Source organism: Devosia sp. P1_H9, assembly GCF_056405135.1.
Genome location: NZ_JBFUCQ010000006.1, coordinates 53,851 through 75,278, shown reverse-complemented (window position 1 = coordinate 75,278; position 21,428 = coordinate 53,851). Strand labels below are relative to the sequence as shown.

Genomic DNA, 21,428 nt, shown 5'->3' with positions numbered 1-21,428 from the left:
AGCGGGTTCCGCACCCGTTCCACGGGGTTACGCGGGGGCTTTCTGGGGTTAGCGTAAACAGTTCCTTGCAGCGACGCGTGGTTCCGAGGCGGCGGCCCGTCGACCCAACTCCCGCCGCACTCGCAATAGTCGCGATCCGACTCGACGCGACGCGACGCATTTGTGTCTAATTTTATCGAATAGGCGAAACCCGACTTAAGCCGCCGCGCCCAATGTCCCCCCAACAAAGGCAGCAGGTCTGCCGGTACGGGAAGAGGCGACGATGTTCTTGTTGAGGTCTGCATTCTGGCTGACGGTGATGTTTCTCATCATCGCGCCGAAGGACTTCGATCTGGGCAAGACCGCCGGCGAGGCATCCGAGCAGGCCCTCAAGGCCGGCCAGCAAGCCATCGTCTCTCAGGTTCTCGCCAGCGAATGCAGCACCCTCGAATGTGCCGGCGGCAAAGCCGCGCTCACGGTGCTCGCCGGCAGCAAGTTCCCGTCCGTCGACATGCCCATGCAAATGACGTCGAACCCGGTCCCGCTCCCCCGACCGCGACCGGATCGGATGGGTTAAGCCAGGGGTTGCGTCGCTTCCCCGACGCTACTCCAACAGCGATCCCTGGCCGAGCCGCAGTGCGCTGCCCCGCACTGCGGCTCTCTTTCTTCTGCGACGAGGAACCCTGCACATGCCCGGCGAGTTCAGGGGGCATGGCCACGCGATAACGGGCGGGCACTTCTTCCCCGAGGAGCATCGGGCCGAGACCGCCGCCGACCTCGCCACGTTCTTTGCGCGATTAGTCGGGAAGCGCTTCAATCGCCGCCCTTGATCGCCTATCTATCCCCTATGACTCATCCGCCAGCCTTCGCCGAGATCGCCGAAAACCTGTCCTTCCTTGACGATTGGGAGGACCGCTATCGCTACATCATCGAACTCGGCCAGGCCCTGCCGCCGCTGGCCGAGAGCGAAAAGAACGCCGAGAACAAGGTGCACGGCTGCACCTCGCAGGTCTGGCTGGTCTCCAACCACAACGGCGCGAGCCTCACCTATCGCGGCGAATCCGACGCCATGATCGTCCGCGGCCTCGTTGCCGTGCTGATCGCCCTCTATTCCGGCCGCCCGGCTCGCGAAATCGCCGAGACCGACGCCATCGCCATCTTCGACGAACTGGGCCTGCGCGAACACCTCACGACGCAGCGCTCGAACGGGCTCGTCGCTATGGTCAACCGCATGCGCCGTGAGGCAAAGGCGGTTGCGGCAGCTTAGCCGGTCGTACCGAAACCTCCGATGACCCAAACTCCCTTCAGCGCCAGCGCCGCCCATACCTATGCCGAGGGCCCGCCGCGGCAGGTGCCGGGGTTTGCGAGCCTCCATCGCATGGTCTCGCTGCTGCTGGCTGAACGCACGCCGCCAGAGGCCAGCGTACTGGTGCTGGGCGCCGGCGGCGGGCTCGAGCTCAAGGCGCTTGCCGACGCGCATCCCGGCTGGTCCTTCGTCGGCGTCGATCCGTCCGCCGACATGCTCCGGCTGGCTGAACACACGGTGGGTGAGCACCTGCCGCGGATGCAGCTGCACGAAGGCTATATTGACGGCGCTCCTTCGGGCCCGTTCGACGCGGCCGTCAGCCTCCTCACCTTCCACTTCATCCCGCGCGACCAGCGTCTCGAAACACTCCGGCAGGTTCGCACCCGCCTGGAGCCGGGTGCCCCCTTCGCCTTGGCGCATATCAGTTTCCCCCAGACCGAGCCCGAGCGCTCGCAATGGGTCGCCCGCCACGTCGCCTACGGCGCCCCGGAGGGCAGCGACCCCAGCAAGATGGCCAGCGCCCGCGAAGCCATCGCCACGAGGCTGACGATCCTCTCGCCCGAGGAAGACGAAGCCATGCTCCGCGAAGCCGGCTTTACTGAGGTCAGCCTGTTCTACGCCGGCCTGAGCTTCAGGGGCTGGGTCGGTTACGCTGGCTAGCGCCACTCCGCAGAGCCTCACCTAAACATCGCAACCCGCACCCCATCCATCCAGGCCCGCCGCCGCCTCGTCTCAACCCCGATCGCCATAGCACCGATCCCCCAGATCTCCGCCAGCCGGTCGAGCCCGATCCGCAGCACCAGCTTGGCGCTGCGGCGGGGCCAGCCGCGCTCGGTCTCGATCTGCTGCAGGCCCTTGCCGAAGCCGCAGACGTCGAGCACCACCTCGGCGCAGTCATGCGGAAGTTGCCGGTGCAGATCGGCCAGGCCGTTCCGCGCATCGGCCGCCATGTCGCCGATTTCGCTGGCATGCGCGGCTCCCTTGCCGGCGGTGTGCGCTGCCGAATAGCTCATCGTCAGCCGCGGCTGCAGTTGCGCCCGCTCGACCAGCCGGCGCAGCCGCTCGCCCGCCTCTACCTGGTGCGGCGCAAGAAAGGCTTCGCCCTCACCCGTCGCCACCGCCAGCCGTGCCAGCGGGCTCTCCACGAGGTTGAGCACTGTGTCGCCCTCACCGCGTGCCTCGACCCGGTGCTGCGCCGCAAACGCGTCTTCCTCGAGCATCTGCCGCTTCAGCCACTGCGCCGTGCCCCGGTTGGCCCGACAGGTCCCGGCATCGGCGTCGAGCACACCGAGCGACGCCAAACCCTGCACCTCCCCGGCGGCCAGCGACACCTGACGCCCGTCATGTTCAACGGCGAACACCTCATCCCCAACTCGTGCCACCCCATCCGGCAACAGCGCGCGCACGAACCGCAATGCCGCTTTGCTAGGCCGCTGCATCAGCAGCCTCCCGCTCGCGCTTTGCCTCGTCGAGGAGCGCCAGCCGCAGCCGCTCCAGCATCGCGTCGAACTCGCAATCGTCGCGCAGGTCTTCGATCAGCGCACAGGCGTGCGACACCGTCGTGCGGTCGCGATGGAAGAAGCGACCGACATCGGCATACAGCCGGCCAAATTCGACATGCATCAGGTACATCGCCAGCTGCCGCGCCAGCGCGATATCGGCCTGTCCGCGGTCTGGCTGGAACAGCGCCTTGAGGCGCACGCCGCGCTCGGCCGCCACCAGTTCAGCCAGCCGCCAGCCACGCGGGTCGGCGCGGCGCGGGTCGAGCCGCAGCAACCGCCCCCGGGTTCGCAGTCTCGATGCGGGGGCCTCGCCCGCCTGTGCCAATTCGCTCCGCATTGCCACCTCCGACGATATAGGACGATATTCCTATAACGGGCAATGCTGGAGCGGGGATAAGTCGGCCGAGATAGTCCGGAAATGCAGCGTGGCCGCCCCTTTCGGAGCGGCCACGGACGAAGTCGGCTATCGACTGGACGAGATCAGGCAGCCTTGCGGCCGAGACCATTGTCCTTGGCAAGACGCGAGCGGGTCGCCGAGTAGTTCGGCGCGACCATCGGGTAATCAGCCGGCAGGCCCCACTTCTCGCGATATTCTTCGGGCGAGAGATTGTAGTGCGTGCGCAGGTGCCGCTTCAGTGACTTGAACTTCTTGCCGTCCTCGAGGCAGATGATGAAGTCCGGAGCAACGGACTTACGAACCGGGACGGCGGGCTTCAGTTCCTCGGCCGGTTCGGCGGCAACGGGGGACTGCAGGTTACGCAGGGCGGAGTGTACGTCTGCAATCAGCTTGGGCAGGTCGGTAACGCTGAGTGCATTGTGGCTAACATAAGCGGAGACGATGTCGGCGCTCAGATCGATGAGATCGTTGTCAGCCGCGGCATTGCCGCTGATGATGTCGGTCATTTCGGGTCCTTTTCTGCGGTATGTCAGGGCGAAGGGGTGGCAGCCTTGCCCTGGACTGTTCATTAGAACCGCTGCACTGCAAATGCAATAGCAACTGTCGTCGATGTGTATAACCTTTGATTTGCGGCAATAATGTGCAGTCGCATTAGCACATCAACTGAAATCGTCGACAGTCGTCGCGGGCGTCGGGGCCTCGCCGCAGCGATATGCCGCACGGGCCAGCAGATGCGCCGAGACCGGCGTCGACAACAGCAAGAAGACAATGCCCAGCAGCGCGCGTAGCACCACCGCGCCGTCGAACGACGTCACTGCGAGGGCGAGGAAGACCAGTCCCGCACCTACGGCGCCCGCCTTGGAAGCTGCATGTAGCCGAGTATAGAGGTCCGGCAGCCGCAAAACCCCGATCGCGGCGATCAGGCTGAACAACGCCCCGGCAAGGATCAGCAACGCCGCAAGATATTGAGCAAGCTCGACGATCATTGCTCGGTCCCCTGCTTCTGGCGTCCCGCCGCCCGGCTCATCAGGTAGCGCGCCAGCGCCACAGTGGAGAGAAATCCGACCAGCGCCAGCGCGATGGCGATATCGACATAGAGCGAGAAACCGGTCAGCACCGCCACCCCGACGATGAAGCCGGTGGCGAGCACGGTAATCAGGTCGAGCGCCAGGATGCGGTCACCCAGATTCGGCCCACGGATCAGCCGAATCACCGCCAGCAGCATCCCGAACAGCAGCAGCCCCAAGGCCGCCTGGCTCGCCCACTGCAGTGCCAGCGCGCCGCTCATCGGAACGCTCCCATCACCTTCGCCTCGAAGCCGTCGGCGATATCCTTGATGAACGCCGCACGGTCGGTGACGTGGATGACGTGGATGTAGAGGAACCGCCGATCTTCGGAGACATCGACGCTCAGCGTGCCCGGCGTCAGGGTGATCAGGTTGGCCAGCAGCGTGATCTCGGCGTCGCTCGTCACGCTGAGCGGAAACGCGATGATCGCCGGCCGGATATGCGCGTTGAGATCAGGCCGGATCACCAGCCGCGCCACGCGCAGCGCGCTGATCACCAGCTCGCCGATGAACAGCAGCGCCAGCGAGACGATTCGCCAGGCGCGCGGCAGCAGTTGCGGGCGCGACACATACCGGCGCACCACGAACAGTCCGGCACCGCTGACCAGAGCGCCCAGCAGCAGGTTGGGTAGCGTGAAACTGCCGGTCGCCGCCGCCCAGCCCAACGCGAGGACAATAGTAAGGAGGACAAGGCTCATGGCACGGCTCCCTCCAGCCCGACGGCGGCAATGTACCCCACCGGCCGCAGCAACCCAGCAGCCGCCTGTTTGCCGAAGCCGAGCAGCGGCTCCGGCCACAGCCCGAGCGCCAGCACCACCAGCGCCAGCACCCCGGCCGAGCCGAGCCCCAACCAGCTTGCCGGTCGCGTCAGCGGCCTCAGGTCCGGGTTCGGCGCCTCGGACGCGGCCCCCTCATGCCCGGCGCGCCAGAAGATATGGGCCCAGAGCCGGCTCACCGCGATCAGCGTCAGCAGCGCGTTCACCAGCACAGCGACCCAGACCGCCAGCCCCCAGCCATCGCGCCCGAGACCCCAGTCCTCGATACCGCCCTGCACCAACAACAGCTTCGGCCAGAAGCCGAGGAACGGCGGCACCCCCGCCACCGCCAGCATCAAGACGAAGAACAGCAGCGACGGCCACGACGCCGCAGCATAAATCCCGCCCATCCGTCGCGTATCCGTCTCGCCGGTCATAGCCTCGAGCAGCCCAGCGACCAGATACAGCCCGGTGATCGTCAGCATGGCGTGCAGCACGTAAGTCGCCGACCCCGCCAGCCCCGCTGCGTTGCCCAGCGCCGCGCCGGCAATCGTCGCGCCGATCCCGCCGATGACGAGGAACCCCAGGGCCCGCCGCAAATTGGTCTCGGCGATCGCCCCCAGCGGCCCGAGAATCAGCGTCGCTATCGCCACTACCGCCAGCACCGGCTCCAGCACCTCGCGGCTCGCCGGCAGCAACATCACCAGCGCGCGCAGCAGCGCGTAGACGCCCACCTTGGTCAGCAACCCCGCCAGCAGCGCCGAGATCGCCGCCGGCGGCGCGTGGTAACTCGCCGGCAGCCACGCATTCACCGGGAACGCCGCCGCCTTCATGCCGAAGGCCAAGAGCAGCAATGCCGCGATCGAGGCCATCACCGCCGGGCTCGCCACGCTGGCGCGCGCCACGATGTCGGCCATGTTGAGGGTACCGAGCGTGCCGTAGAGCAGCCCGAGCGCGGCGAGGAAGAACGTCGTCGCGAGGAAATTGAGGAAGCCGTACTTCACCGTGCCGTCGAGCTGGATGTTGCGCCCGCCCAGCACCATCAGGCCGAAGCTGGCGATCAGCATCACCTCGAACCACACGTAGAGGTTGAACAGATCGCCGGTGAGGAACGAGCCGCTCACCCCCGCCAACAGCAGCAGGATCAGCGGATAGACCCCGTCCCGCCGCGCCCGGTCGGGCATGTCCATCCGCAGGTAGACCAGCAGCAGCAGTGTCACCCCCGCCGCCGCCATGGCGAACACCGCGCTGGTGATGTCGGCGACAAAGCTGATGCCGAAGGGCGGCAGCCAGCGCCCCATGGTCATCGCCACCGGCCCCAGCTCGCTCACCCGCAGCGCCAGTGCGATGTCGGAAACGAAGATCACCGCCACCACCGCCAGCGCCAGCCAGAACTGCGCCTCCTTCGCCTCGCGCAGCATCAGCAGCACGGCGCCACTGAGCAGCGCCAGCACCACCGGCAGGATCACCAGCCAGTCGGTTGGATGCGTCGCGAAATCCTGGAACGCGCCGGCCATCAGTAGCTCATCGGTGGTTTGGGGCCACCGCGCGGCTCGGCGACGCGCATCCGGTCGGTATCGTCTGCCTCGAGCGATTGGTAGGCCCGATAAGCCAGCACCAGCAGGAACGAAAACATCGCAAAGCCGATGACGATCGCAGTGAGGATCAGCGCCTGCGGCAGCGGGTTGGCGGCGCCCTCCAGCGGCGCCCTCGCGTCACCCAGCGCGATCGGCGGCACGATCCGCCCCAGCCGCCCGGCGACGAGGATCAGCAGGTTCACCGCGTTCCCCAGCAGCACCAGCCCGAGCAGCATGCGGATCAGCGAGCGCGATAGCAGCAGGTACATCGCGGCGGTGAGGAACACGCCCGAGAGCGCGGCGATGACGTGATCCATCAGCCCTCGCCCCCCTCTTCTTCGAGGGCCAACGCCACCGCGGAAATGGTGCCGAAGACGACGAAATAGACCCCGATGTCGAACACCATCGGCGTCGACACCGCGACCTCCACCTCGTCGAACTCGAAAATGGTCCAGAGCCCGGTAAGGAACGGCACGTCGAACAGGATCGACAGCACCCCGACCAGCGCCGCCAGCGCCACGCCGAAGCCGGCATAGGCTAGCGGATGCGCCTTCAGCGCGGTGCGCGCCGCGTCAGGGCCCATGGCCATGCCGTAGATCGCCAGTGCCGACGCCGCGATCAGCCCGCCGATAAAGCCGCCGCCCGGCTCGTTGTGCCCGCGCAGCAGCACGAACACCGAGAACACCAGCATCACGGCGACCAGCAGCGGCGCGATGGTGCGGAAAATCAGCGAGTTCATGCCGCCGCCTTTCGCGTCCGCCGAGGCTTCGACGCAGGCGTCGGCTCCGTCTCAGGCACTACCGGCTTCCGCCGCTTCGCCCCGCGGATCAGCGCGAGAATGGCGATCCCCGCCGTCATCACCACCGAAATCTCGCCCAGCGTATCCAGCCCGCGGAAGTCGACGAGAATGACGTTGACGACGTTGTGGCCATGCGCCAGCGGCACGCTGTGCGCGTTGAAGAACGTCGAGAGCCGCGCATCGAACGGCCCCTCGATCACCGCCCAGAGCAGCATCGTCACCGCCACGCCCCCGAGCAGCGCCACGGCGCCGTCGCGGGCCCAGTCCTCGAGCGGGCGCGGGTCGGCGGTGTCGAGATCGAGCCGGGTCATCACCAGTGCCAGGATCACCACACTGAGGATCTCGACCATGAACTGAGTGAAGCTCAGGTCCGGCGCGCCGACCAGCAGATAGAGCAGCGCCACCGCCAGCCCCTGCACCCCGAGCGCCAGGATCGCGAACAGCCGGCTCCGCGCATAGACCACCGTCACCACGCCGAGCACGGCCAGCCCGACCAGCCCCCATTCGTAGAACTGCAGGTCGACCCTCCGAGGTCCCCGCGGCAGCCCGTCCATCAGCCAGAGCGGCCCGATCGCCGCTGCCGCCAGCAGCACGAACACCACGAGCAAATACAGCTCCAGCCGCCCGTGATGCAGCAGCCGCGTCACCCCGCCGGCAATCCGCACGATGCCGAAATACACCCAGTCGAAGCCGATATCGAAGCTCCAGCCGATCACCGTCGCCGCCCGCCGCAACAGCGTCCGCGCAAAGTCGAGCCGCATGAACAGCCCGATCGCCAGCAGCCACGTCGCCACCGACAGCCAGAACGCCGGCCCGAGCAGGTCCAGGCCGAACGCCAGGTGCGTCACCACCTCGACCCCGAGGATCGCCGATGTCGCCGGAGCCACCGCCAGTTGTCCCGCCAGCGCCGGCACGAAGCCGAAAAAGATGCCGAGCACCCCGAGCACGATAGGCCCCGCCAGCATCGCCACCGGCGCCTCGTGCGCCTCGATTGGCGTCGGCAGCAGTTGCCCCATGAACGGCTTGATCAGCAGCGCCAGCCCGATCGCCCCGAGCAGTGCGTTGCCGGCGACCAGCGCGGCCAACGCCACCAGCGACTCGAACTGCCCGAGCGCCAGCGCCGCGTACATCTCTTCCTTGGCGAAGAACCCGATCAGCGGCGGCAGCCCGAACATCGCCGCGCTCGCCATGATGGTGCCGATGAAGCTCACCGTCATCGGATCGCGCAAACCCCCGAGCATGGTGATGTCGCGCGTGCCGGTGCCATGGTCGATCGCCCCGGCGACGAGGAACAACCCCGCCTTGTAAAGCGCATGCGCGATGAAATAGAGCACCGCCGCGGTCACCGCGAGTTCGGTCCCTGCCCCCAGCAGCAGCATCAGCAGCCCGAGCGAGGCCAGCGTCGTCTGCGCCAGCATCTGCTTCAAATCGGTCTGCCGCAGCGCCGCGATCGCCCCCCACAGCAGCGTCGCGCCGCCGAACGCCATGAGCGTCAAGTTCCAGATCGCCTCACCGCCCAAGTGCGGTGTCATCCGCGCTACGAGGTACACGCCGCCCTGCACCATGGTCGCCGAATGCAGGTACGCCGAAACCGGCGTCGGCGCCTCCATGGCGTTGGGCAGCCAGAAATGGAACGGCAGCTGCGCCGATTTGGTGAAGGCAGCGAGCAACACCAGGCCGACCAGCAGCGGATAGGCGACGTTGCCCTTGAGATCGCCTGCCGCACTCAGCTCCCAGCCACCCGAAATGCTGTAGATCACCACCCCCGCCGCCAGCAGCGCCAGCCCGCCGAAGCCGGTCACCACCAGCGCCTGTATCGCCGCCCGCCGCGCCGCCTGCCGCGTATGGTCGAAGCCGATCAACAGGAACGAGGCGACTGAAGTCAGCTCCCAGAACAGGTAGAGCGCCACCAGATTGTCAGCCAGCACCAACCCCTGCATCGCCCCCATGAAGGCCAGCATGAACCCAAGGAACCGTCCCTGCTTGTGCCCCTTCAGGTAAGCGCCGGAGTAGAGCAGGATGAACGCCCCGATCCCGGCAATGGTCAGCGCAAAAACGAGGCTCAGTCCATCGATCAGGAAGCTCAGCTCGAGCCCCCAGGATGGGGCCCAGGGCCAGGCGACGGTGATCATCTCGCCGTCGGAGACCCGCCCGACCAGACCCCAAAGCGCGATGAACCCGCCAACCGGGACCAGCGCCACCACCCAGCCGGCGAAGTCGCCAACCAGCCGATGGACCAGCGGCGCCAATGCCGCCACCACGAAGGGCAGCAGCACGACGAGTGCAATCGCTATTGCCGGTGTGGCCTCCACCCGGGTCCGCCCCCTGTGGGATTCGCTGGCGCCAGCTTAGCCCCTCCCCCCGCCCCGGCAAGGCAAACCGGTCGGCCCAGTCAGATGCACCACAGCTTTGTGAGTGCTCGGGGATTTGCGATCCACGGCCACAATCGCCATATCTTGCGCCGTAACGGAGATTCCCGATGAGCGAGACCTTCAAGGTTCAGAAGTCTGATGAAGAGTGGCGTGCCACGCTCACCCCCGAGCTCTACCGCGTCGCGCGCGAGCACGGCACCGAGCGTCCGTGGTCCCACATCTACAACACCGAAAAGCGTGACGGCATCTATCACTGCGCCTCGTGTGGCGCTGCGCTGTTCACGGCCGACACCAAGTACGAATCCGGCTCCGGCTGGCCCAGCTTCTTCAAGGCCATCGAGGGCTCGGTCGCCCAGACCATCGACAAGAGCCACGGCATGGTCCGCGTCGAAGCCCACTGCGCCAACTGCGGCGCCCACCTCGGCCACATCTTCCCCGACGGCCCCAACCCCACGGGCGATCGTTACTGCATGAACGGCACGAGCTTGCAGTTCGAGCCGAAGGCGTAATCCTCTAAACCTCCCCCACGCGCTCTTGCCTTCTCCCCTTGAGGGAGAAGGTGCCCGAAGGGCGGATGAGGGGTATCGCATCGCCTGGCGATGCGCGCTTCGAGCGCCAGCGAGAAGCGAGTGCCCCTCACCCGTCTCGGCTTCGCCGAGCCACCCTCTCCCTCACGGGGAGAGGGACACCACGTCCTCAGCCGGTGTATAGGCGCACCTGTTAACTCCCCCGAGACCCTCCCCCATGCCCACCCCACCCGTCGCCGAACGCCGCCAGCATGCCACGACCAATCACGGCATCACGCGACTGGACCCCTACCATTGGCTGCGCGCCGACAACTGGCAGGAGGTGATGCAGGACCCGTCCACCCTGCCCGCCGATATCCGCGGCTACATCGAGGCCGAGAACGCCTATTTCGCCGAAGCCTTCGAAACCCCGCACGAGGCGCTGACCGATAAGATCTACCGCGAGATCCGCGGCCGCATCAAAGAGGACGAGACCGGCATTCCGTCGGCCGATGGCCCCTGGGCCTACAACTCGCGCATGGAAGAAGGAAAGCAGTACCCGATCCTCGTTCGCACACCGCGCGACGGCGGCGCGGAACAGCTGCTGCTCGATTGCAACATCGAAGCCGGCGACGAGTATTTCGGCTTCGGCGGCGGCGACCACGATCCGTCGCATCGCCTGCTCGCCTGGAGCGCCGACCGGCAGGGCTCGGAGTTCTACACGCTGCACATCCGGGATCTCGCCACCGGCAAGGACACCGGCGAGATCATCGAGGACATCGCCGGCGGCGGCGTCTGGTCAGCCGATTCCAGCGCCATCTACTATTCCGAGTACGACGACAACCACCGCCCGTACCGCGTCCGCCGCCACGTGCTCGGCACGCCGCAGGCCGATGACGAAATCGTCTATGAGGAAAAGGATCCGGGGTTCTTCGTCGGCGTCGACGAGACGCTGTCGCGCAACTACATCGTCATCGACGCGCACGACCACCAGACCTCCGAGTTCTGGCTGATCGACACCCGTACCGGCGGCGCTCCCAAGCTCGTCTCCCCCCGCCTCACCGATCGCGAGTACGATGTCGAGGACCGCGACGGGGTGTTCTACATCCTCACCAACGCCGAGGGCGCCGAGGACTTCAAGATCGTCACCGTGCCGGCGGATAACCCCGCCGCCGAGAACTGGATCGACCTCGTGCCGCACCGGCCGGGCGTGTTGATCCTCGACATCATCCTCTTGCAGCATCACCTCATCCGCCTCGAGCGCTCCGAAGGCCTGCCGCGCATTGTCGTGCGCGACCTCGAGGATGGCGACGAGTGGACGGTGAAGTTCGATGAGGAGGCCTATGCGCTGGGCATGTCGGCCGGCTACGAGTTCGACACCAAGACTATCCGCTTCACCTATTCCTCGCCGACGACGCCGTCCCGTACCTATGATCTCGACCTCGTCACCGGCGAGCGTACCCTGCTCAAGGAGCAGGAGGTCCCTTCCGGCCACAACCCTGCCGACTATGAGACCAAGCGCATCTTCGCCACCGCCACGGATGGCGAGCGCGTGCCGGTCACCCTGCTCTACCGCAAAGGCCTGAAGCTCGACGGCACCGCACCCGCCCTGCTCTATGGCTATGGCGCCTACGGCATGGCGCTCCCCGCCGGCTTCTCCGTCTCCAAACTCAGCCTCGTCGATCGCGGCTTCGTCCACGCCACCGCGCATGTCCGCGGCGGCATGGACAAGGGCTATGCCTGGTACAAGACCGGCCGGCGCGAGCAGAAGACCAACACCTTCACCGATTTCATCGCCGCCGCCGAAACGCTGATAGAGCTCGGCTACACCAGCCAGCGCCGCATCGTCGCCGAAGGCGGTTCCGCCGGTGGCCTGTTGATGGGCGCCATCGCCAACCTCCGCCCCGACCTCTGGGCCGGCGTCATCGCCGAGGTGCCGTTCGTCGACGTGCTCAACACGATGCTGGACGAAACCCTGCCGCTCACCCCGCCCGAGTGGCCGGAGTGGGGCAACCCGATCACCGACAAGGCGGCCTACGACCGCATCGCCAGCTACGCCCCCTACGAGCAGGCCGGCGCCATCGACTATCCGCCGATCTTCGCCCTAGCGGGCCTCACCGATCCGCGCGTCACTTACTGGGAGCCGGCCAAGTGGGTAGCCAAGCTCCGCGCCACCAAGCTCGGCGACGCGCCGCTCTATCTCAAGACTCACATGGGCGCCGGCCACGGCGGCGCCTCGGGCCGCTTCGACCAGCTCAAGGAGACCGGCCTGAGCTACGCCTTTGCGCTCTGGTGCGTAGGATTGGCATAAATCCACCCAAAGCGGGAATTGTTGAGCAATGCCAAAGGGCCTATATCGGAGCCAGCCCAGCGGCCAACAATCATAGAGACTGTCCCCCAAGGAGGCATCCAGAATGGCATACGAACTTCCCCCCCTGCCCTACGCCTACGATGCGCTCGGCCCCTACATGAGCAAGGAAACGCTTGAGTTCCACCACGACAAGCACCACCAGGCCTATGTCACCAACGGCAACAAGCTCGCCGAGGGCAAGGGTCTCGAAGTGCTCGAGCTCGAGGACGCGGTGAAGGAAGTGTTCGGCAAGGATCCGGCGCTCTTCAACAACCTTGGCCAGCACTACAACCACGTGCATTTCTGGAACTGGATGAAGCCCAATGGTGGCGGCGGTGCCACCAAGGTCCCGGCGGCGCTGCTCAAAGCCATCGACTCTGATCTCGGCGGCTTCGACAAGTTTCGCGCCGATTTCATCGCGGCCGGCACCACCCAGTTCGGTTCGGGCTGGGCCTGGCTGTCGCTGAAAGATGGCAAGCTGCAGGTCACCAAGACCGCCAATGGCGAGTCGCCGCTGGTGCACGGCAATGCCAAGCCGCTGCTCGGTGTCGACGTGTGGGAGCACTCCTATTACATCGACTACCGCAACGCGCGCCCGAAGTACCTGGAAGCCTGGTTCGACAACCTGGTGAACTGGGAACATGTCGAGCTGCTGTTCGACGAAGCCAAGTAAGCCTTTCCGGCCAAGCCAGTTCGAGGGCCCGTCTGCTCAGCAGGCGGGCCTTCTCTCTTTACGAATATCGTAAAATTGTCGGCAGCCGCGCTTCTGTCGCTTCCGCTCGCCTCCACACAATGGTAACAATTGCTTAACCATTCGGAGCTTCGCGAGACTTTGGCCGAACCAGTCCGCACCATCGCCGTTCTTGTCGCCAATCCCGCGCTGAGCTCGATCCTCAGCATGGTGCTGGCCTCGGTGCCGAGCTTCCGCGTGCGCCCGTTCGAATCGGAACTCGCGCTCGTCACCTATATGCGGCTGGCGCCGGTCGATGTGGTGGTTACCGATTTCGACAGCGCCGGCGCCCGCGCCGACCGCGTCACCCGCGACCTCCGCGCCGATGCCGCCATTCCCTACCGTGACTACCAGGTGATCGCGCTCGCCAGCACGGTGTCGCCCGAGACCAAGGAACTGTGCATCGCGTCGGGCATCGACGAAATAATCGTCAAGCCGATGTCGCCGAAGTATTTGCTCGAGCGGGTGCAATCACGCCTCGCCCGCCGCGCCGCCAGCCTCTCGGGCTACCGCCCGACTCGCCAGCCAACGCTGCGCCGCCCGGATTTCTCGCAATACAGCAACGTCATCCCGCTCTGGACCCGCGAACGACCGCTGCCGACCCACTGACAGCCGGGCTCCGCGCCCCCTCATCCGCCCTCCCTCCCCAGTGGACCAATCAGGCTGTTGCCTCAGGCCAGCGTAATAATCGTCTTGCCGAGTTCGCCGCGTTCGACGGCTTCGTGGGCGGCGACGATGTCGTCGAGGGTCAGCACGCGGCCGATCTGGTGGGTGAGTTGATTGGCCTCAAGCGCGGCGTTGATGCCGGCGGCGGCTTCGCGGTGGGCCTCGGCAGTCATCACATAGACCAGCACGAAGCGGATGGTGGCGTCGAGAAAGATCATCGGCCAGAACGGCAGGGTGGGCTGAGGCACGGTATCGCTGGCATAGGTGGCGACGACGCCGTTGGGCGCCAGGGTCTTGCCGATCAGGTCGAGATTGGCGCCAAAGGCGACTTCGACGAAGCGGTCGACACCCCTGCCCTTGCTGTCGCCAGTGAAGGCAGCAACCCGGGCGGGCAGATCATCAGTATGGCGGTTGAGGACCAGATCGGCACCGGCCGCAGTGGCTGATGCGGCGGCCTCGTCATTGCCGACCGAGGCGATGACGCGGGCACCACCGAGCTTGGCGAACTGGATGGCGTAGCGGCCGACCGCGCCGGCACCGCCGGAGACGAAGACGGTTTTACCAGTGACCGGACCATCGACGAAGACACAGCGATAGGCGGTCATGGCGGGAATGCCGAGGCAGGCGCCTTCCTCGAAGCTGACGCCATCGGGCAGGTGGACGGCCTTCCAGGCGGGGAGCGTAGTGTATTCGGCGGCTGAGCCGTTCCAGCGGCCAAGCTGGGATTCGTAGAACCAGACGCGCTCACCGATCCGGCTGTCGAGTTCGGGGGAACCGACGGCGACGATCTCGCCCGCGCCATCCTGATTGGGCACGACCTGCGGGAACGCCGGGGCACCGCTGCCGCTGCGACCCTTGGTGTCGGACGGATTGATCCCCGAGGCGCGGACGCGGATCAGCACTTCGCCGGGCGCGGGTTGTGGCGTCGGCAACTCGCCGACCTGCAATACGTCGCGGGCGGGACCCTTGGTGGAAAACCAGGCAGCTTTCATTCGCATGTTCCTCTTGTTTCCCAGCCTAACTAGGTCTTCAATGCATCTGAGAACAGTACGTACAAAGGCAACATGTACTATCATGAATGATAGCACCCCTATCCTGACCCGCCCGCGCCGCAGGGCTGGCCGCACCGGTTGCGCGGTGGAAGTCACCCTTTCGGTAATCGGCGGCCTGTGGAAACCGGTGATCCTGTTTCACCTGCTCGACGGCAAATTGCGCTTCAATGCGCTGTGCCGGATGGTGCCCAATGCGACGGCGCGCATGGTGACGCTGCAATTGCGCGAACTGGAGCGCGACGGGGTGATCAATCGCATCGTCTATCCGGAAGTGCCCCCGCGCGTCGAATATGAGCTGACGGAACTGGGCCGTTCGCTCGAGCCGGTGCTGCTCAGCATGCGGAATTGGGGGATGGGCTTCAGCTCGGACGAGGAGCGCGAGCACCTCCATGTTTGCCCCTGAGCCCGCTGTCGCGGCAGTCCGCCTAGGCTGACCCTCCGACGCGGGGATGACATCAGGTGTGGTTTGGAGAGCGTGCTGCCCTAGGCCGTCACGTTCAGCGCCCAGGCCACCTTGTTCCAGAGGTCGTCGACATTGTCCGTGAACACCACCACGCGATCCGCATGGCTCACCGAATGGCTGAGGATATCGGTCGCCATGCCCCGCATCGCCTCGAACGCCCGGTGATGGTTTAGCAGCACCACCGGCTTGCCGCCGCCGCCCGCGCCGGTGCGCACCCAGGTACGGTAGAGCGCCGCCGCCGAGGCCAGCGAGCCCGGCAGCCCGACAATGGCCTGCGCCAGCTCACCCACACGCTTCACCCGCGCCTCGGGGTCGTCGATGCGTTCCACCGGCACCTCGGCCAGCGCCGCCGGTGCCTGGAACGCCGCATCGGCGACGATCAGCACTTCGCCGCCCGCCGCACGGGCGCTGGTGATCAGCGGAATGTTGTCCAGCGTCTCGTCGGCGAGGCAAATGATCCGCGCCCCATGCCGCGCCAGGAGCGTTCCCGCCTGCGACATGATCGAGCTGCGCTCGGCGTCCCCCGGCCCCTTGTCCGAGGCAAACACCGCCAGCGCCGGGTGGTTCTGCGCGACGTTACCGGCCACGGGTCAGGCCACCGAGAATGCCGCGCAGCAGCGCCTTGCCGAGCCCGTTCGCCATGGTGCGGCTGAACGAGGTGATCGCCGCTTCGGTCGGCGACTGCCGGGTCGACCGCCGCGGCTGCGCCGCCCGCTCGGCCCGCTCTTGCGCCGCCGCAGCCTTGGCTTCCGCAGCAGCCGTCTTGGCGTCGAGCTCGGCCTGCCTGGCCTCCGCCTCGCTCGCCTGCCGTTCCTGGGTCTTCTTGGTCAGCACCTCGAACGCCGACTCGCGGTCCACCGGTGTGTCGTAAACTCCGGCTACCGGCGAGTTGGCGATCACCGAGCGACGCTCTTCCGGCAACAGAGGCCCGACCTGCCCTGAAGGCGGCCGGATCAGCGTCCGCCCGACGATCGACGGCACGCCCTTCTCCTCCAGCACCGAAACCAGCGCCTCGCCGGTGCCCAGTTGGGTGATCACCTCGGCAGTCGAGAAAGCCGGGTTGGGGCGGAACGAGTCCGCGGCCATGCGCACCGCCTTCTGTTCTTTCGGCGTGTAGGCGCGCAGCGCGTGCTGCACGCGGTTCGACAGCTGCGCCAGCACCGGATCGGGGATATCGATCGGGTTCTGCGTCACGAAATAGACGCCGACGCCTTTCGAGCGCACCAGCTTCACCACCTGCTCGACCTTGTCGACCAGCGCCTTGGGCGCATCGTCGAACAGCAGGTGTGCCTCGTCGAAGAAGAACACCAGCTTGGGCTTATCCGGGTCGCCCACCTCCGGCAGCACCTCGAACAGCTCCGACATCAGCCAGAGCAGGAACGTTGCGTAGAGCCGTGGCGCGCGCATCAACTCGTCCGCGGCGAGGATCGAGACATAGCCTTTGCCGTCGGTCGTGGTGCGCATCAGGTCGCGGATGTCGAGCGCCCGCTCGCCGAAGAACTGGTCGCCACCCTGCTGCTCGAGCACCAGCAGCGAACGCTGCACCGCGCCCACCGTCGCCGAAGCGACATTGCCATACTGCACCGAGATGTCCTTGGAATTGTTGGCGATTTCCACCAGCAATGCCCGCAGGTCCTTCAGGTCGAGCAGCAGCAGCCCGTTATCATCGGCATACTTGAAGGCGATGTTCAGCACGCCTTCCTGCGTATCGTTGAGATCGAGGATGCGGCTCAGCAGCAGCGGCCCCATCTCCGAAATCGTGGTCCGCACCGGGTGGCCCTGCCGCCCGAACAGGTCCCAGAAGATCACCGGGAACTTGTCGGCGACATAGTCGGTGAAGCCGATCTCCTCGGCCCGCTTCACCTGCCAGTCGAGCATCTTGCCCATGGCGGCAATGCCCGACAGGTCGCCCTTGATGTCGGCCGCGAACACCGGCACGCCGGCCGCCGAAAACCCCTCGGCCATCGACTGTAGCGTCACCGTCTTCCCGGTGCCCGTGGCGCCGGTCACCAACCCGTGCCGGTTGCCGTACTTCAGCGCCAGATATTCCGGCCGAGTGCTTTGGCCGAGATAGATCTTGTCGGGAAGGAGCATGACGCCTCACTGGATTCGATGGCCGGTTCAGGACTCTATAGCGGCGAGGGGTTGGGCTGCCAAATGAAAGCGGGGCGACGGAGGCTGTGCGCCACGTCCATCGTGCGCAAAGGATACCCCCACCAGCCTATCCGCGAGCCGGCCCCGTGAACCGGTGTCCAATTTCAACCCCGCATCCCCTGGGGAAGCCACAGCATTCGGCAGTTCCCAAAAGCGCCCCTACGCCCTTACACTCCGTGCCATGCGCATGAACCGCCGTCACATCCTCGCCGGCCTCGCTGCCCTGCCGCTCGTCGGCGCGGTGCGCGCGCAATCGCTCGATTCGTCGTCGCTCAACCTGACGCCGGGCAGTCTCGACGATCAGAGCAGCGCGATGCAGGAGGCCCTGCTGCGCGCCGCGGGCGAAGGGCGGCCGCTGTTCCTCCAATCCGGCAACTACTACGTGCAGAACCTTCAGGTCCCCAGCAACGTGGTGGTCCATGGCATCCCGGGCGGCACCATCCTCGCCGCCGCAGACGGCGCGCCGGTGATCCGCATTGCCGGCAGCGCCCATGTCAGCTTTTCCGGCGTCACCTTCACCCGTGGCAATGGCGGCCCCTCGGGAGCCGACCGCGGCCTTGTCGAGATCGAAGCCAGCGACCACGTCACCATCAGCAATTGCAGCTTCGTCGGCGGCGCGGCTAATGGTCTTGCCGTACGCGATGCCGGCGCCGATATCGAGGATTGCGATTTCACCGGCCACGCACTCGCCGCGATCTTCTCGGTCGATGGCCGCGGCCTCAACATCGCATCCAACCGCGTCGACAAGTGCGGCAATGGCGGCTTCCTGATCTGGGGCAGCCAGCCGCGCCACGATGGCTCGGTGATCACCGGCAACACCATTACCGGCGTCGGCAACACCAATGGCGGCAACGGGCAGAACGGCAACGGCATCAACGTCTTCCGCTGCAACGACGTGATCATCTCCAACAACCAGATCGCCGATTGCGCCTTCACCGCGGTGCGCCTCAACTCGACCGGCAATGTCGCCGTCACCGGCAATGTGTGCCGCAACTCCGGCGAGGTCGCGATCTTCTCGGAGTTCGCCTTCACCGGCTCGGTGATCTCCAACAACATCGTCGACGGCGCCGCCGCCGGCATTTCGATCACCAATCTCGATTCCGGGGGCCGCCTCGCCGTCTGCTCGGGCAACATCGTGCGCAACATCCGCGCCCGCTCCGAGGTCAACCCGGACACCAAGCCCTTCGGCATCTACGCCGAAGCGGAAACCAGCATCTCGGGCAACAGCATCGACAACGTCCCCGGCATCGGCATCATGGCCGGCTACGGCACGTTCCTGCGCGACGTGATCATCGCCGACAACGTGCTCTACGCGACGAACACCGGCATCGGCGTCAGCGTCGTCCAGAACCCCGCTCCCGGCCCGGTCACCATCACCGGCAACATCGTCCACGCCCCCCAAGACCACGCCATCGTCGGCATGGAGTGGGACAAGGTCGTCACCGGGGATCTGGTCAAGGATGCCGCGAAGTACCCGCACGTGACGGTGGCGGACAATTCGGTGACGAGCCCCTAGCAGCCACGCTCTCAGTCAGTGCCTTCTCCCCTTGAGGGAGAAGGTGCCCGAAGGGCGGATGAGGGGTCCCGCATCGCTCGCGATGCGCGATCTGAGCGCAGCGAGGAGCGAACCGGCCTAAGCCGCCCGCATCTCACCCACATCGAACCCGCGCACGTTCCGCACCACCTGCCGGGCGAACTTCTCCAGCACTGCGCGCTGCGCCGCGTCCGGGTCGGCGAAGCGCAGCAGCAGGTTGGCGACGAGCGTCTGGCTCGCCAGCATGTTGCCGTCGTCGATCTTCAGCGCGTAGCCCCAACCCTTGTCGCGGATGGCGCCGCACTGCACGCCCTCGGCCCCGCCCTTCTGCATGACGCGGCCGCCGAACGCTTCCATCACCAACGTGTCGAGATGCCCCGTGCCTGCCACCAGCAGCGGATGCCGGGTCGCCGCGTCGAAAATGCGCCGAGCAGCGCTCCCCAGGTCGTCCGGCAGGCCCACGCCCGTCGCCATCTTGGCGAACCCACGCGCAAAGCCCGAAAGCGGCGCTGCCCAGGTCGGGATCGAGCAGCCATCGGTGCCGCAGCGATCCTCGCTCAGCGGCTCGCCAATCACCGTCTCGATCGCCTTGCGCACCGCCACCTGCACCGGATGCCCACGCGTCACGTAGTCATGCGTGTCGACACCCAGCGCGCGCGCCACGCTCAGCATCCCCGAATGCTTGCCGGAGCAATTGTTGTGCAGCTGGCTCGGCTCCAGCCCGGCTGCGCGCAAGGCCTCGCGTGCCTTGCTGTTCGTCGGCTGGTGCGCCCCGCATTCGAGATCGCCGGCGCCAAGCCCGATATGGTTGAGGAAATGCGTCACGCCGAACACGTGAACGTCTTCGCCGTGATGCGAGGCGCAGGACAGCGCCAGCTCCTCTTCGCTCAATCCGAAGCGGTCGATGGCGCCCGACGTCACCATGGCCAGCGCCTGCATCGACTTGATCGCCGAGCGCGGAAAGACCGGCCGCAAAATGTCGCCGGCCTCGGCGATGATGTTGCCGTCGGCATCGGAGATGACGAAGGCGCCACGGTGGCGGTTCTCGACGAAATTGCCGCGCGTCTGCTCGACAAGGATGGGGTTGGCGTCCACGACTGCACTCACAGAAAAAAGGCCCGGAAGGTTCCCTAGGGAACGCGTCCGGGCCGTGAAGTCAATGTTCGGAGGTCAGTCAAAGGCACGTGTGCATGGGAGGTCAGTCGGTAGAAGCCCGCCACGCGCCGTTTGGAGCAACGCGGGCGGGAAATCGGTGGGATCAGATATCCCAGTCGTAGGCCATCTTCAGGAACTTGGCGTTCACCCAGCCCTTGGTGTCCTGCTGCTCGACGAGGCACCAGTCCGAGCCGCCCTGCGGCGCGATGATGCAGCGCTCGACCCAGACACTGGTCTTGGGTTCGAACTCGCCGACCTTCTGGGAGTACGAAGCGGGCCACTTGCGGACGTTGAGCGTGTCCCACTTCTTGACACCCACGATGTGGGCGGGGCTCTCGACGTCATAACCGGCGGCCATGGCGGGCTGGATGGCGAAAGCGGCAGCGCTGGCGATGATCAGACCGGCGAGGGTCGCGACCAGCAGCTTCTCATGGTTCTTGTTCATTTGGGCGTCCTCACGGAGCGGGGTTCAATCTGTTGTCCCGAACATGCCCCACCCGGTTTGAACCCGCTCTGAGCCCGCTATTCAGAAAGCATTCATCGGCAAGGCAATGTCGCGGCCACAAAAAGGACAGGGCGGCTGCCCTGCGGCGCCGCCCCGTCGAAACGATGATCGATGCGTTCAGCGTTCGAAGTGGTGCACGTAGAGGCTGATGGTGTCGTCGCCCATCATCCTGACCGCGAACACGTCGTCGGCGTGGTAGCCCTTCTCGCCGAGCATTTCGACGAGCAGGTCGTTCCGGGCGATCGAGGTGCGGAGGTAGGCCGCGTTGCCATCCGCGCGCATCAGCTCGCCGCCCGGGCAAAGCTCGGTGACCCAGACGCGGTAGCCGTTGTCGATGCCGGTCACGTCGGCCGGGAACACGCGGCTCAGATGACCCAGTTGGTCGCCGCAGGAGTTGGATGATGAGCCGCCATCAGGGCAACTGGCCTGGCCGCACGGGGTGTCGAGCTGAACCTGGACGGCCCCGGCCGGCACGGCAGAGAACGAAGTCAGCACGGCGATGGCGAAGGTGGCGGCGAGAGCGAGCTTTGGCATTTTTGTCTCCTGGGTGCGGCGAGCGC

At 66.2% G+C, this 21,428-nt stretch carries 25 protein-coding genes; 9 read left to right on the top strand and 16 right to left on the bottom strand.

Annotated elements, in window-relative coordinates; translation table 11 throughout:
- Positions 1-298 precede the first annotated feature (298 nt).
- The 3 genes from AC1DYL_RS12805 (at position 299) to AC1DYL_RS12795 (ending at position 1,945) form a co-directional block, all read left to right on the top strand.
- Complete coding sequence (locus tag AC1DYL_RS12805) at positions 299-556, top strand: hypothetical protein (protein WP_477173426.1); 258 nt, start codon at positions 299-301, stop codon at positions 554-556.
- Between the two features lie 270 nt (positions 557-826).
- The gene (locus tag AC1DYL_RS12800) at positions 827-1,246 is read left to right on the top strand and encodes a SufE family protein (protein ID WP_477173425.1); all 420 of its coding nucleotides are present in this window, start codon (positions 827-829) and stop codon (positions 1,244-1,246) included.
- A 21-nt stretch (positions 1,247-1,267) separates the two neighbouring features.
- Entirely contained in the window at positions 1,268-1,945 is a 678-nt protein-coding gene (locus tag AC1DYL_RS12795; RefSeq protein ID WP_477173424.1) for a class I SAM-dependent methyltransferase, read from the top strand.
- Between the two features lie 17 nt (positions 1,946-1,962).
- Here the strand turns inward: AC1DYL_RS12795 and AC1DYL_RS12790 are convergent, their stop codons facing one another.
- The 10 genes from AC1DYL_RS12790 to mbhE form a co-directional block, all read right to left on the bottom strand.
- Positions 1,963-2,724: a DUF6456 domain-containing protein gene (locus tag AC1DYL_RS12790; protein ID WP_477173423.1), complete on the bottom strand. Its 762-nt coding sequence runs from the start codon at positions 2,722-2,724 to the stop codon at positions 1,963-1,965.
- The gene (locus AC1DYL_RS12785; protein WP_477157229.1) at positions 2,711-3,124 is read right to left on the bottom strand and encodes a helix-turn-helix domain-containing protein; all 414 of its coding nucleotides are present in this window, start codon (positions 3,122-3,124) and stop codon (positions 2,711-2,713) included. Before AC1DYL_RS12785 ends, AC1DYL_RS12790 begins: the two co-directional genes overlap by 14 nt.
- A gap of 143 nt (positions 3,125-3,267) precedes the next feature.
- Positions 3,268-3,690, bottom strand: coding sequence for a Ros/MucR family transcriptional regulator (locus AC1DYL_RS12780; protein WP_477150141.1), 423 nt, complete (start codon positions 3,688-3,690; stop codon positions 3,268-3,270).
- 153 nt (positions 3,691-3,843) lie between these two features.
- Positions 3,844-4,170: a monovalent cation/H(+) antiporter subunit G gene (gene mnhG, locus AC1DYL_RS12775; RefSeq protein ID WP_477173422.1), complete on the bottom strand. Its 327-nt coding sequence runs from the start codon at positions 4,168-4,170 to the stop codon at positions 3,844-3,846.
- Positions 4,167-4,472, bottom strand: coding sequence for an MrpF/PhaF family protein (locus AC1DYL_RS12770; protein ID WP_477173421.1), 306 nt, complete (start codon positions 4,470-4,472; stop codon positions 4,167-4,169). Before AC1DYL_RS12770 ends, mnhG begins: the two co-directional genes overlap by 4 nt.
- A complete protein-coding gene (locus AC1DYL_RS12765) occupies positions 4,469-4,948 on the bottom strand; it encodes a Na+/H+ antiporter subunit E (RefSeq protein WP_477173420.1) in 480 nt (159 codons plus the stop codon). Before AC1DYL_RS12765 ends, AC1DYL_RS12770 begins: the two co-directional genes overlap by 4 nt.
- Positions 4,945-6,522: a proton-conducting transporter transmembrane domain-containing protein gene (locus AC1DYL_RS12760; protein ID WP_477173419.1), complete on the bottom strand. Its 1,578-nt coding sequence runs from the start codon at positions 6,520-6,522 to the stop codon at positions 4,945-4,947. The genes AC1DYL_RS12765 and AC1DYL_RS12760 overlap by 4 nt, the downstream gene beginning before the upstream one ends.
- On the bottom strand, positions 6,522-6,899 hold the full coding sequence (locus AC1DYL_RS12755; RefSeq protein ID WP_477173418.1) for a Na+/H+ antiporter subunit C: 378 nt from the start codon (positions 6,897-6,899) through the stop codon (positions 6,522-6,524). Before AC1DYL_RS12755 ends, AC1DYL_RS12760 begins: the two co-directional genes overlap by 1 nt.
- Positions 6,899-7,321 carry an MnhB domain-containing protein gene (locus AC1DYL_RS12750; protein ID WP_477173417.1) on the bottom strand — a complete coding sequence of 141 codons (423 nt, stop codon included), beginning with the start codon at positions 7,319-7,321 and terminating at the stop codon, positions 6,899-6,901. Before AC1DYL_RS12750 ends, AC1DYL_RS12755 begins: the two co-directional genes overlap by 1 nt.
- Complete coding sequence (gene mbhE / locus AC1DYL_RS12745; protein ID WP_477173416.1) at positions 7,318-9,693, bottom strand: hydrogen gas-evolving membrane-bound hydrogenase subunit E; 2,376 nt, start codon at positions 9,691-9,693, stop codon at positions 7,318-7,320. Before mbhE ends, AC1DYL_RS12750 begins: the two co-directional genes overlap by 4 nt.
- A 167-nt stretch (positions 9,694-9,860) precedes the next feature.
- Between mbhE and msrB the strand changes: the two genes are divergently transcribed.
- The 4 genes from msrB (at position 9,861) to AC1DYL_RS12725 (ending at position 13,948) form a co-directional block, all read left to right on the top strand.
- Positions 9,861-10,262, top strand: a complete 402-nt coding sequence (gene msrB / locus AC1DYL_RS12740) for a peptide-methionine (R)-S-oxide reductase MsrB (protein ID WP_477157222.1) — start codon at positions 9,861-9,863, stop codon at positions 10,260-10,262.
- Positions 10,263-10,497: 235 nt separating this feature from the next.
- On the top strand, positions 10,498-12,570 hold the full coding sequence (locus tag AC1DYL_RS12735) for a S9 family peptidase (RefSeq protein WP_477173415.1): 2,073 nt from the start codon (positions 10,498-10,500) through the stop codon (positions 12,568-12,570).
- A 103-nt stretch (positions 12,571-12,673) separates the two neighbouring features.
- Entirely contained in the window at positions 12,674-13,282 is a 609-nt protein-coding gene (locus AC1DYL_RS12730) for a superoxide dismutase (protein ID WP_477150129.1), read from the top strand.
- A gap of 159 nt (positions 13,283-13,441) precedes the next feature.
- A complete protein-coding gene (locus tag AC1DYL_RS12725) occupies positions 13,442-13,948 on the top strand; it encodes a response regulator (protein ID WP_477173414.1) in 507 nt (168 codons plus the stop codon).
- A gap of 62 nt (positions 13,949-14,010) precedes the next feature.
- On the opposite strand, the gene AC1DYL_RS12720 is transcribed toward AC1DYL_RS12725, so the two are convergent.
- The gene (locus AC1DYL_RS12720; RefSeq protein ID WP_477173413.1) at positions 14,011-14,997 is read right to left on the bottom strand and encodes an NADPH:quinone reductase; all 987 of its coding nucleotides are present in this window, start codon (positions 14,995-14,997) and stop codon (positions 14,011-14,013) included.
- 82 nt (positions 14,998-15,079) lie between these two features.
- Between AC1DYL_RS12720 and AC1DYL_RS12715 the strand changes: the two genes are divergently transcribed.
- Positions 15,080-15,460, top strand: coding sequence for a winged helix-turn-helix transcriptional regulator (locus AC1DYL_RS12715; RefSeq protein ID WP_477173412.1), 381 nt, complete (start codon positions 15,080-15,082; stop codon positions 15,458-15,460).
- 80 nt (positions 15,461-15,540) lie between these two features.
- Here AC1DYL_RS12715 and AC1DYL_RS12710 read toward each other — a convergent pair whose 3' ends face one another.
- Together AC1DYL_RS12710 and AC1DYL_RS12705 are read right to left on the bottom strand one after the other, a co-directional pair.
- The gene (locus AC1DYL_RS12710; RefSeq protein ID WP_477173411.1) at positions 15,541-16,107 is read right to left on the bottom strand and encodes a hypothetical protein; all 567 of its coding nucleotides are present in this window, start codon (positions 16,105-16,107) and stop codon (positions 15,541-15,543) included.
- Positions 16,097-17,614: a helicase HerA-like domain-containing protein gene (locus AC1DYL_RS12705; protein WP_477173410.1), complete on the bottom strand. Its 1,518-nt coding sequence runs from the start codon at positions 17,612-17,614 to the stop codon at positions 16,097-16,099. Before AC1DYL_RS12705 ends, AC1DYL_RS12710 begins: the two co-directional genes overlap by 11 nt.
- 247 nt (positions 17,615-17,861) lie before the next feature.
- Between AC1DYL_RS12705 and AC1DYL_RS12700 the strand changes: the two genes are divergently transcribed.
- Positions 17,862-19,190, top strand: a complete 1,329-nt coding sequence (locus AC1DYL_RS12700; protein ID WP_477173409.1) for a TIGR03808 family TAT-translocated repetitive protein — start codon at positions 17,862-17,864, stop codon at positions 19,188-19,190.
- A gap of 117 nt (positions 19,191-19,307) precedes the next feature.
- Here the strand turns inward: AC1DYL_RS12700 and AC1DYL_RS12695 are convergent, their stop codons facing one another.
- The 3 genes from AC1DYL_RS12695 to AC1DYL_RS12685 form a co-directional block, all read right to left on the bottom strand.
- The gene (locus tag AC1DYL_RS12695) at positions 19,308-20,303 is read right to left on the bottom strand and encodes an asparaginase (RefSeq protein WP_477173408.1); all 996 of its coding nucleotides are present in this window, start codon (positions 20,301-20,303) and stop codon (positions 19,308-19,310) included.
- Between the two features lie 163 nt (positions 20,304-20,466).
- Positions 20,467-20,808: an SH3 domain-containing protein gene (locus tag AC1DYL_RS12690; RefSeq protein WP_477150120.1), complete on the bottom strand. Its 342-nt coding sequence runs from the start codon at positions 20,806-20,808 to the stop codon at positions 20,467-20,469.
- Between the two features lie 177 nt (positions 20,809-20,985).
- Positions 20,986-21,402, bottom strand: a complete 417-nt coding sequence (locus AC1DYL_RS12685) for a hypothetical protein (RefSeq protein WP_477173407.1) — start codon at positions 21,400-21,402, stop codon at positions 20,986-20,988.
- Positions 21,403-21,428: the final 26 nt, after the last annotated feature.

Bases quoted from the DNA above. Each gene is read 5' to 3' on its own strand.
- AC1DYL_RS12805 (WP_477173426.1), top strand. From the start codon at position 299: ATGTTTCTCATCATCGCGCCGAAGGACTTCGATCTGGGCAAGACCGCC.
- AC1DYL_RS12800 (WP_477173425.1), top strand. From the start codon at position 827: ATGACTCATCCGCCAGCCTTCGCCGAGATCGCCGAAAACCTGTCCTTC.
- AC1DYL_RS12795 (WP_477173424.1), top strand. From the start codon at position 1,268: ATGACCCAAACTCCCTTCAGCGCCAGCGCCGCCCATACCTATGCCGAG.
- AC1DYL_RS12790 (WP_477173423.1), bottom strand. From the start codon at position 2,724: ATGCAGCGGCCTAGCAAAGCGGCATTGCGGTTCGTGCGCGCGCTGTTG.
- AC1DYL_RS12785 (WP_477157229.1), bottom strand. From the start codon at position 3,124: ATGCGGAGCGAATTGGCACAGGCGGGCGAGGCCCCCGCATCGAGACTG.
- AC1DYL_RS12780 (WP_477150141.1), bottom strand. From the start codon at position 3,690: ATGACCGACATCATCAGCGGCAATGCCGCGGCTGACAACGATCTCATC.
- mnhG (WP_477173422.1), bottom strand. From the start codon at position 4,170: ATGATCGTCGAGCTTGCTCAATATCTTGCGGCGTTGCTGATCCTTGCC.
- AC1DYL_RS12770 (WP_477173421.1), bottom strand. From the start codon at position 4,472: ATGAGCGGCGCGCTGGCACTGCAGTGGGCGAGCCAGGCGGCCTTGGGG.
- AC1DYL_RS12765 (WP_477173420.1), bottom strand. From the start codon at position 4,948: ATGAGCCTTGTCCTCCTTACTATTGTCCTCGCGTTGGGCTGGGCGGCG.
- AC1DYL_RS12760 (WP_477173419.1), bottom strand. From the start codon at position 6,522: ATGGCCGGCGCGTTCCAGGATTTCGCGACGCATCCAACCGACTGGCTG.
- AC1DYL_RS12755 (WP_477173418.1), bottom strand. From the start codon at position 6,899: ATGGATCACGTCATCGCCGCGCTCTCGGGCGTGTTCCTCACCGCCGCG.
- AC1DYL_RS12750 (WP_477173417.1), bottom strand. From the start codon at position 7,321: ATGAACTCGCTGATTTTCCGCACCATCGCGCCGCTGCTGGTCGCCGTG.
- msrB (WP_477157222.1), top strand. From the start codon at position 9,861: ATGAGCGAGACCTTCAAGGTTCAGAAGTCTGATGAAGAGTGGCGTGCC.
- AC1DYL_RS12735 (WP_477173415.1), top strand. From the start codon at position 10,498: ATGCCCACCCCACCCGTCGCCGAACGCCGCCAGCATGCCACGACCAAT.
- AC1DYL_RS12730 (WP_477150129.1), top strand. From the start codon at position 12,674: ATGGCATACGAACTTCCCCCCCTGCCCTACGCCTACGATGCGCTCGGC.
- AC1DYL_RS12720 (WP_477173413.1), bottom strand. From the start codon at position 14,997: ATGAAAGCTGCCTGGTTTTCCACCAAGGGTCCCGCCCGCGACGTATTG.
- AC1DYL_RS12715 (WP_477173412.1), top strand. From the start codon at position 15,080: ATGAATGATAGCACCCCTATCCTGACCCGCCCGCGCCGCAGGGCTGGC.
- AC1DYL_RS12705 (WP_477173410.1), bottom strand. From the start codon at position 17,614: ATGCTCCTTCCCGACAAGATCTATCTCGGCCAAAGCACTCGGCCGGAA.
- AC1DYL_RS12700 (WP_477173409.1), top strand. From the start codon at position 17,862: ATGAACCGCCGTCACATCCTCGCCGGCCTCGCTGCCCTGCCGCTCGTC.
- AC1DYL_RS12690 (WP_477150120.1), bottom strand. From the start codon at position 20,808: ATGAACAAGAACCATGAGAAGCTGCTGGTCGCGACCCTCGCCGGTCTG.
- AC1DYL_RS12685 (WP_477173407.1), bottom strand. From the start codon at position 21,402: ATGCCAAAGCTCGCTCTCGCCGCCACCTTCGCCATCGCCGTGCTGACT.